This is a genomic window from Mesorhizobium sp. M1A.F.Ca.IN.022.07.1.1 (assembly GCF_003997575.1).
In the GTDB taxonomy this organism is placed as follows: Bacteria; Pseudomonadota; Alphaproteobacteria; order Rhizobiales; family Rhizobiaceae; genus Mesorhizobium.
This window is the reverse complement of the sequence record NZ_RZST01000244.1, coordinates 1-9,170: the sequence shown is the minus strand read 5'-3', so window position 1 is coordinate 9,170 and position 9,170 is coordinate 1. Positions and strand designations below refer to the sequence as shown.

Annotated in this window: 9 protein-coding genes; 6 read left to right on the top strand and 3 right to left on the bottom strand. The window is 61.1% G+C overall.

The genetic code is table 11. The annotated features are described in order from the left end of the window. A partial coding sequence (locus EOA75_RS23025) for a DUF1223 domain-containing protein (protein WP_127325243.1) occupies nt 1-598 on the bottom strand: 598 nt, incomplete at its 3' end. A gap of 285 nt (nt 599-883) precedes the next feature. Next, entirely contained in the window at nt 884-1,903 is a 1,020-nt protein-coding gene (locus EOA75_RS23020; protein WP_348628674.1) for a pilus assembly protein TadG-related protein, read from the bottom strand. Nucleotides 1,904-2,372: 469 nt separating this feature from the next. On the opposite strand from EOA75_RS23020, the gene lepA reads away from it, so the two are divergent. After that, nucleotides 2,373-4,178: a translation elongation factor 4 gene (gene lepA, locus EOA75_RS23015; RefSeq protein WP_127252994.1), complete on the top strand. Its 1,806-nt coding sequence runs from the start codon at nt 2,373-2,375 to the stop codon at nt 4,176-4,178. Nucleotides 4,179-4,192: 14 nt separating this feature from the next. Here the strand turns inward: lepA and EOA75_RS23010 are convergent, their stop codons facing one another. Continuing rightward, nucleotides 4,193-5,977: a hypothetical protein gene (locus EOA75_RS23010; RefSeq protein WP_127325241.1), complete on the bottom strand. Its 1,785-nt coding sequence runs from the start codon at nt 5,975-5,977 to the stop codon at nt 4,193-4,195. A gap of 201 nt (nt 5,978-6,178) precedes the next feature. Between EOA75_RS23010 and EOA75_RS23005 the strand changes: the two genes are divergently transcribed. The 5 genes from EOA75_RS23005 to EOA75_RS22985 all read left to right on the top strand — a co-directional run. Then, nucleotides 6,179-6,580, top strand: coding sequence for a hypothetical protein (locus EOA75_RS23005; RefSeq protein WP_127325240.1), 402 nt, complete (start codon nt 6,179-6,181; stop codon nt 6,578-6,580). A gap of 11 nt (nt 6,581-6,591) precedes the next feature. Further along, on the top strand, nt 6,592-7,101 hold the full coding sequence (locus EOA75_RS23000) for a hypothetical protein (RefSeq protein ID WP_127325239.1): 510 nt from the start codon (nt 6,592-6,594) through the stop codon (nt 7,099-7,101). A gap of 200 nt (nt 7,102-7,301) precedes the next feature. Further along, on the top strand, nt 7,302-7,649 hold the full coding sequence (locus EOA75_RS22995; RefSeq protein ID WP_164747511.1) for a hypothetical protein: 348 nt from the start codon (nt 7,302-7,304) through the stop codon (nt 7,647-7,649). A gap of 118 nt (nt 7,650-7,767) precedes the next feature. After that, a complete protein-coding gene (locus EOA75_RS22990; protein WP_095825049.1) occupies nt 7,768-8,139 on the top strand; it encodes a DUF559 domain-containing protein in 372 nt (123 codons plus the stop codon). A gap of 190 nt (nt 8,140-8,329) precedes the next feature. After that, a partial coding sequence (locus EOA75_RS22985) for a hydantoinase/oxoprolinase family protein (protein ID WP_164747510.1) occupies nt 8,330-9,170 on the top strand: 841 nt, incomplete at its 3' end.

Genomic DNA, 9,170 nt, shown 5'->3' with positions numbered 1-9,170 from the left:
CGCCGTGCCGGCGGCCGAGCCTCTGCAGCGAATGCACGACATTGGCATGCGGCAGCGTGCGTCCGGTGTTCTCGCCGCGCGCCACCGGCACCTCGACGACGCCGCGTGCGTAGCGCACCAGCCAGACATCGGCCGCCCCGCCGGGCGCCGTGCCGCCGCCGATGCTCACCTTGCCGTCGCCCAGCGAGAGCGCCGGACCCTTGGCGTGCGGGGTTCTCGAGATCAGCCGCTCGATCTCGCCGGGCGCCGCACCGACGGCGTCGGCGCTGCCGTTCACCACCACCTGCGGCGTGAACGGCCCGTCATGGCCGAGCGGCGGCTCGTAGGCGACCTGGCGCTGGGTGAATTCCTGCCGGCCGAAACTGTCCTTCCAGCCGAGATAGTCCCAGTAGGTGACGTTGAAGGACAGCGCCAGCACGCCCGGACGGTCCTTGATCTTGATCAGATTGGCATTGGCCGGCGGGCAGGACGAGCAGCCCTGGCTGGTGAACAGCTCGACCACGGTCAGCGGCTCAGCGGAAGCGGCGCCGAGCGTGGCGGCAAGCGCAGCAAATGTCGCGCCGGCAAGCAGGCCGATCCTTGGCTTCAATCCGGTCATGGGAAGCAGTCTCCGTAGCGGGGCAATGCTCCCATTTCGCCGCCGCGGAGGACTTCGTTACAGCTTCACCGGTTTGTGATTGAGAGGCCCCTTCCCCTTCTCCCCTTGTGGAAGAAGGTGGATCGGCGCGCAGCGCCGAGACGGATGAGGGTGCTCCAGCGGAGTGAGACGCTCGCGAGCGCGTCTGCTAGATTCTTGTCTAGACTTAAGGCGCCGCCAAGCTGGAGCACCCCTCATCCGTCGCCTTCGGCGACACCTTCTCCCCCAAGGGGAGAAGGGAGGGCGCTACTGCGTCAGCACCGTCTCGGACGGGCGCTGATTGAAGGCGCATTTGCCGGTCACATTGTAGAAGAAATCGGCATTGGAAACCGGCGCCGGCACCGGGTTGCCGCCGTCTTCCCAGGCCTGGTAGCCGGTCTGGCCGCAGGGCACTGAGGTGAAGATGTCGACTTTCTGGCCGGTCGCGACCTCGGGCATATCGGTGGCGCTGGTGCCGATGTAGAGCCGGTTCGAGGTGTTGGGATCGTTCGACTTCAGCACCTTCGGGTTGCCCGAGGGAACGTCCATTTGCAGATAGAGCTGGTCCATCTGGCTGACATCGATCACCGCGCCGGCGCCGTTGGCCGGATAGAAGGTATCGGCGCAGGTCGTGACGTACTTGTTGCTGCCGCTGGTCTGGGTGATCGCCCCGCTCGGCAGATTGTTGAAATTGTCGACCGTCGAGGTCGTGCAGACCTGTTTCTGCACCACGGTCTTCGTCGACCCGTTGATGGTGCTCACCGTGGTTGTGCCGTAGCCCTTCGGGTCGCCATAGCCGTTGTAGTTATAGCTGATCGTCATCAGCGGCTTGGCCTTGGTCTGGCCGAACTGGGTGCCGTAGAGCGTCATCGTCTTGTTCCAGTAGCCCGACACCTTCGTCACCTTGAAAGTGGACTGCACCAGCGCCGGCATCTTGCGCACCGAGGAGCCGACGCCGACATCGACCGAATTGATCCTGGCGATCTGCATGAAACTGGTCGGCATCGGATAGCCCGCCGTGGCGCTGAACGTCGCCGTGCCGTCGGCGGCGACGTTGACGGCGGTGAGCGTCGCGTCGCCCAGCCCGCTATTGGCGACATAGGCCTGCTGCAGCGCCGTCTGGCGGTCGGCCTTGGAGGTCGTGGTCGGCAGCGTGGTGATCGACAGGATCGCGGCATCCAGCGCCTGCTGCATGTTGCTCCTGGTCGTCACCGCCGAGGTGTAGTCGACGGAAAAGCCGACCGCGAGCAGCAGCGGGATCGCCAACAGCGCCATCATCGGCAGCATCGAGCCGCCTTGCGATCGAACGAAATCTCTTGCCGACGAGAACATGCCCCAACCCCATACACACCGGCAATGCAACCTGCCTGCCACCAGAGGTGGAGATATGCCCAAAATGAGTGCATGAAAGTTTAAGTGGATTTGAATTTTTGCGCGGAGGCGCCCTAGCCTTCAAACGCTTGCGCTGCCCCTCACCTGCCTGCCGGCATCCTCTCCCCGTGTGGTAACGGGGAGAGGGGCGCCCCCATCGACGATTTCGCCAATTTGGAACGCTGCAAGAAAGGTACCGAGGCGGCGGCCAGCCCCTTCTCCCCGTCACTTACGGGGAGAAGTGCCCGGCAGGGCGATGAGGGGCAGCGCCGGCCTCCGACCATTGGCCGTGTTCAGACATTGGCGAGCGTGTTTGCCTGCTCTGCTCCGATCTCCCCGGGCCCACCGCTTGCCCCTTAAACCCGCCCCTGCTAAAGCGCGCCGCATGACGACGCCCCTCGACCACATCCGCAATTTCTCCATCGTCGCCCATATCGACCATGGCAAATCCACCCTTGCCGACCGGCTGATCCAGCTCACCGGCGCGCTGGAGGAGCGCGACATGAAGGAGCAGGTGCTGGACTCGATGGACATCGAGCGCGAGCGCGGCATCACCATCAAGGCCCAGACCGTGAGGCTCAACTACCGCGCCAAGAACGGCGAGGACTATGTGCTGAACCTCATCGACACGCCCGGACATGTCGACTTCGCCTATGAGGTGTCGCGTTCGCTGGCCGCCTGCGAGGGCTCGCTGCTGGTGGTGGATGCCTCCCAGGGCGTCGAGGCGCAGACGCTGGCAAACGTCTACCAGGCTATCGACAACAACCACGAGATCGTCGTGGTGCTGAACAAGGTCGACCTGCCGGCGGCCGAGCCGGAGCGCATCCGCGAACAGGTGGAGGAGGTGATCGGCCTCGATGCCTCCAACGCCGTGCTGATCTCGGCCAAGACCGGCCTTGGCGTGCCGGATGTGCTGGAGGCGATCGTCCACCAGCTGCCGCCGCCGCGCGAGGGCGACATCAACGCGCCCTTGAAGGCCATGCTGGTCGACAGCTGGTACGACGCCTATCTCGGCGTCATCGTTCTGGTGCGCATCATCGACGGCGTGATGAAGAAGGGCCAGACCATCCGCATGATGGGCACGGGCGCGAAGTACCTCGTCGAGAGGACGGGCGTGTTCAAGCCGGCCCGCGTCAATGTCGACGAGCTCGGCCCCGGCGAGTTCGGCTTCTTCACCGGCTCGATCAAGGAAGTGGCCGACACCCGCGTCGGCGACACCATCACCGAGGACCGCCGCCCGACGCAAAAGGCGCTGCCCGGCTTCAAGCCGGCGCAGCCGGTGGTGTTCTGCGGCCTGTTCCCGGTCGACGCCGCCGATTTCGAGGATCTGCGCGCCGCCGTCGGCAAGCTGCGCCTCAACGACGCGAGCTTCTCCTATGAAATGGAAACCTCCGCCGCGCTCGGCTTCGGCTTCCGCTGCGGCTTCCTCGGGCTCTTGCACCTGGAGATCATCCAGGAGCGGCTGGAGCGCGAGTTCAACCTCGACCTCATCGCTACGGCGCCTAGCGTCGTCTACCGCATGAACCTCATCGACGGCACGGTGAAGGAACTGCACAACCCGGCCGACATGCCCGACGTGGTCAAGATCGCCTCGATCGAGGAGCCGTGGATCCGCGCCACGATCCTGACGCCGGACGACTATCTCGGCGGCATCCTGAAGCTTTGCCAGGACAGGCGCGGCATCCAGGCCGACCTCTCCTATGTCGGCAAGCGAGCCATGTTGACCTACGACCTGCCGCTCAACGAGGTGGTGTTCGACTTCTACGACCGGCTGAAGTCGATCTCCAAGGGCTACGCCTCCTTCGACTATCACCTCACCGACTATCGCGAGGGCGACCTGGTGAAGATGTCGATCCTGGTCAATGACGAGCCGGTCGACGCCTTGTCCATGCTGGTGCACCGCTCGGCGGCGGAAAAGCGCGGCCGCGCCATGTGCGAGAAGCTGAAGGAGCTGATCCCGCAGCATCTCTTCAAGATCCCGATCCAGGCCGCCATCGGCGGCCGCATCATCGCCCGCGAGACGGTCTCGGCGCTGCGCAAGGACGTCACCGCCAAATGCTATGGCGGCGACGTGACCCGCAAGCGCAAGCTGCTCGACAAGCAGAAAGAGGGCAAGAAGCGGATGAGGCAGTTTGGCAAGGTGGATATCCCGCAGGAGGCGTTTATCCAGGCGCTGAAGATGGGGGATTGAGGAGGCGGTTTCGTCTAGGGCTGAATCTCGAGCATCTGACTTTGATGTCTTTTTCGTTCAATTATTTCAGCTCTAGCATTCTCAAAAGTCTTGTAGTACGCAGCGACCAGGTCCTTGATCGGACTGCCTTCGATTAGATCGGGCGAGGCATCCTTAAACGCAAGCTCGAACCTTTGTTGTTTTTTTACCTTTGCAGATCCCCTTATTTTTCTCATCCAGCTAAGCAACCTGGATGAGATCTTGGAATCGTACGTATATTTGTAGCATCTAAAAACAAACGACAGGAAATGAGCGTTTGACACGCTGCCGCCGCCCGTGGTTCCTAGCGTGAAAAAAATCTTTTCGGTTCCGTCAATATTTTCCTCCAATGCAATTGCGCCATAAAACAAAGAAATCCGACCTTTTGCGCCCCGGCGCAAGTTGTAACTCTTCATAATCTCGTCGAGTCTTGGCAACGTATATTCTTGCTCGATAAGCTCCTGATTGATTAAAAACGCGAGATCGAGGACCTCATCGGTAAAGTTATCGTTCAGGCGAGAGAGAATTGAATACAGGTTACCGACTCGCTCGGTACAAAGGAATGTGGCGGCGCCGTACTCTTGAAATGACCTATGTAGAAAGGAGTATTGGTCTCCGTCTTTTACGATGATGCAAAGCGACTCAATAAAGTCTTCAGCAGTCGCCTTTATGTCAACAGATATGCTAAGATATTCGGCAGCTCGTGTAATGAACTTCTTCAGAGAATCTATCTCAAAGCTAAACTTTCGCTCGCTATAGGAAAAGTAGCAAAAACTTCGCCAAAGCCGTACAAAAACATCCTCCTGAAGGTCAGAATGATAATCGCGCTTATATAAAAACTTCATATCATCGTGATGCCTGTACAGCGTATCAAAAGCTTTGCGATAGAAAATGTGCTTTTGCTGAGGGATATCTCCACCCCGCATAAATGTTAAGATCATCATATTGCAAAGTAGAGGATTGGCCAAGAACCTTATATGAGTTCTTATGTACTCGCTCTCTACCTTCGCTCGAAAAACGTCCTTTATATCAGATTTAATAGGTGAGCGTTCTATAAGCTCAATAATTTGATGCAGGTCATAGTCTTTTATTTTTATAATTGTTGCTAAATTCCAGCCATTGAATATGTCCGTAGGTCGACTCGTAACTACAACCCGGGCAGCCGGGAAATCGCGCGTGATTTGATCAATCTTGGCCAGAGCGGATTTTCGCTCGGCCGTCGTAACTTCGTCGAACCCATCAAGAAGGAACAGAACTTTTCCAGACTTTACGAGTGCATCGAATGCAGGTCTAGCAAAAAGAGCCTGCGCGCCAGAGCTTTTGCCGGATAGTTCGTCGAACGCCGCTCCGACTACATCGGTCGAGCTGAAATCAACGTCCCGCAACTCAAGGAACACGGGTATAACGCCGTAATTAAGCTTGCAAAGTCGACAGAATAGTTCTCTAACAAACATGGACTTGCCGTGACCAGCAATTGCTTGGGTAACAAGCACGCGACGCTCTAAAATAAAATCAATCGAGTGTTCGCCAAGAAGAACGCCACCTTTGTGCGTCAGTTTAGGATTAACATATATATCCTCTATATTAACTGGTTCATTTGGAGATAAAAGGGTATGGACCTTGGAGTAGCGCTCATATCTCTTGTTAAGATACGATGAAAACCCAATCTCAAGGTTACGAACCAATGCGTCTTTTGTAACGGCGAGAGCCTTTTTGGTCGATGCGTAGATGTCGCTCGCCACTTCATCTAGAATTTTAAGTGGCGCAAAAACAATGGCCATTGAACACCTGCCCCCGTAAAGTCCCCTGCAGCCAATCTAGCGAAGCAACAAGTCAAGGTCCATCCGTTATTTGCACAGAAGCAAAGGCTAGCTGTCGGGGCTCGAACGATTCGGTAAGCGCCGGTTTGGCCGTTGCGGCTTGGGATTGCCCTCCATCACCCCCCACCTTTAGCGTATCCTCCCCGGCTTGGGAGACATCGCATGCGCTCCACTCTGGACACCGTCGCCGCGATCGGCCTCGCCGTCGGCGGCGCGCTGGGCATGGCGGGCACGTTCGTTGCCAGCGATGCGCTGCGCGAGACGCTGTGGACCATCGACGGCGTGGGCATCGTCGTGGCGACGGCACTGCTGACGATGAAATACCAGCGGCTCGGCAATGAGCTCGTCGCGGCCGGCTTCCTGACTTTCCTGGCCGGCGAAAGCCTGTTTCTGGGCGCCCGGGAGCAATTCCAGCAAAAGTGCGCAGCGGTTTTGCGTCCGGAATTGCGGACAAACAAAAAGACTCTTCTGCCGACCTCGGCGCCGCTGCCGGCGCTCGGCTATCCGTTCCTGGTGCTGACCTTCATTGGCTGGATCTGGACTTTGCTGCAGCCGGAGCGTTGAGTGCCGAGGCCATGGCCGCGCCGCTCGAACTCCGCAACAGCCCGTCGGGAAAGATCCTGCCCGCCGTCGGGCCCTTCCTGATCGGCGGCATTTTCGGCTTCGGCGCGCTGCAGGGCGTGGCTTCGGGCGCGGATGGCGGCCATGTGCTGTGGATCGCGCTGCTCGCTGCTGCTTGTCTCGGGCTCGGCGTCTTTATCGCGCGCGGCGCTTTCGACACTTCGGTCAAGGTGGTGCTGAACAGCCAGGGTTTCCGCGATAGTCGCGCGGGCGACGTGCTGGTGCCGTGGAACAAGGTGCGGAGCGTGCGGCTTGCCGCCGGCGGCAAGGGCGCGGCAATGCTCAATTTCGAGCTCACCGAGGAGCCGCCCGACGCGATCAAATACGCCGCCGCCAATGCCTTCGGCCTGATGCCCTTCGGCAAGACCACCGTGCACATGGAGATCTCCTCGCTGGATGCGAGGGGGCAGGACCTGGTGGATGCGGTGAAGACATTCGCGCCGCATGTGGTGGTGAGGCGCTGATCTCCCCCCTTGAGGGGGAGATGTCGCCGCAGGCGACAGAGGGGGTCGCCGCGCGTGGAGTGCCGGCGCCGTGCGGCACGAGATGAGGTCGGCGTTCTACGCGCAAGGACCCCCTCTGACCGCTTCGCGGCCATCTCCCCCCTCGAGGGGGGAGATTACCGGTGCTTCCCGTGCTCTACTCCCCCTCGGGAACCCTCGCCATGATTCGCGCTCTGCTCGCCTTCCTTCTCCTCACCGCGCCGGCCTTTGCCGCCGACATGTCTATCTTCGTGCGCAACCAGCGCTCCGACGGCGTGGCGCTGGAGCTGTTCAGCCGCGACAGCGAAAAGGTCTGGCCGGGCGGCGACAAGGTTTTCCTCATCCGCCCGCAGGCGCGAAAATCCGTGCCGATCTCCTGCGAGCCCGGCGAGCACATCTGCTGGGGCGCCTGGGTGAACGGCGACGATTCCGTCACCGCCGGCGTCGGTCCCGATAACGACCAGCCCTGCGACACCTGCTGCTTCATCTGCACTGACCACTCGACGGAGACGGTGGATCTGGCGGAGTAGGGCACCCCTTCTCCCCTTGTGGGAGAAGGTGGATCGGCGCGCAGCGCCGAGACGGATGAGGGGTGTTGGACGGAGTGCGATGTTGGAGAATTGGACGAATGAGGCCTAGTCTTCCGCCATGCCGCATCAACCCGTAACCCCGGCCAAGCGCAATTTCGCTCGTCGGATGCGGCGCGAGTCGACAGAAGCGGAGGACCGTCTGTGGCAGGAGCTGCGCGGCCGCCGTCTCGACAAGATCAAGTTCCGCCGGCAGGTGCCAGTGGGTAGATTCGTTGCCGACTTCGTTTGCGCCGAGGCTCGGCTTATCATCGAAATCGATGGCAGTCAGCATGCGGACTCGCCCCACGACCAGGAGCGCGACGCCGAATTGAAGGCGAGGGGATTTCGCGTGTTGAGGTTCTGGAATGACGACGTTCTGAAGGAACTCGATGCTGTCTGCGATACCATCATTGCCTATGTGCGGGACGAAGATCTGCAGCCTTGGCGATGATGCCGATGGGCGTATTTGCCAAGCTGGAGCACCCCTCATCCGTCTCGGCGCTGCGCGCCGATCCACCTTCTCCCACAGGGGGAGAAGGGAGCTTGCCCCTCCCTTGGCCCATCGCTCCCGCCTTTATCCGCCGGCCCGTATCGGCTAAGGGGCAGGCACCAAACCTCTCGCCCGGACTTGCCACCGCCAAATGACCGCCAAGCCAAAACCGCTCTTCCTCGGCATCGACACCGGCGGCACCTATACCGATGCCGTGCTGTGGTCGGAGGAGGGCGGGCCCCTGGACAACCCGAGCAAGGGCAAGGTGCTGGCCAAGGCCAAGGCGCTGACCACGCGCCACGACCTCGCCGTCGGCATTTCCGGCGCGGTCGACGCGGTGCTGGAAAAATCCGCCACCGACCCGGCCGCGATCAAGCTGGTGTCGATGTCGACCACGCTTGCCACCAACGCGCTGGTCGAGGGCCAGGGCGGGCGCGTGGCGCTGGTGATGATCGGCTTTGCCGAGGCCGACCTTGCCCGCGACGGGCTGAAGGCGGCTCTGGGCAGCGATCCGGTGGTGTTCTGCCCCGGCGGCCATGACGTGCACGGCAATGCCGCGAAGCTCGATCTTTCCGGCCCCGAGGCGGCATTGCCGGAGCTCGGGCGTTCGGTGTCGGGCTTCGCCGTCTGCGCCTATTTCGCCACCCGCAATCCGGCGCATGAGCTCGCCGCGCGCGACCTGATCCGCGAAAAAACCGGCCTGCCGGTCACCGCTAGCCACGAGCTTTCGGCCAAGCTCGGCGGTCCGCGCCGCGCGCTCACCACTTTGCTCAACGCCCGGCTGATCTCGATGATCGACCGGCTGGTCGCGGCGACCGAAGGCTTTCTTGACCAGCGCGGCATCGCCGCACCTTTGATGGTGGTGCGCGGCGACGGCGCGCTGGTGTCGGCGGCCTTCGCCCGCCAGCGGCCGATCGAGACCATCCTCTCCGGCCCGGCCGCCAGCCTGGTCGGCGCCCGCCACATGACCGGGCTGGACCTGTCTCTTATAC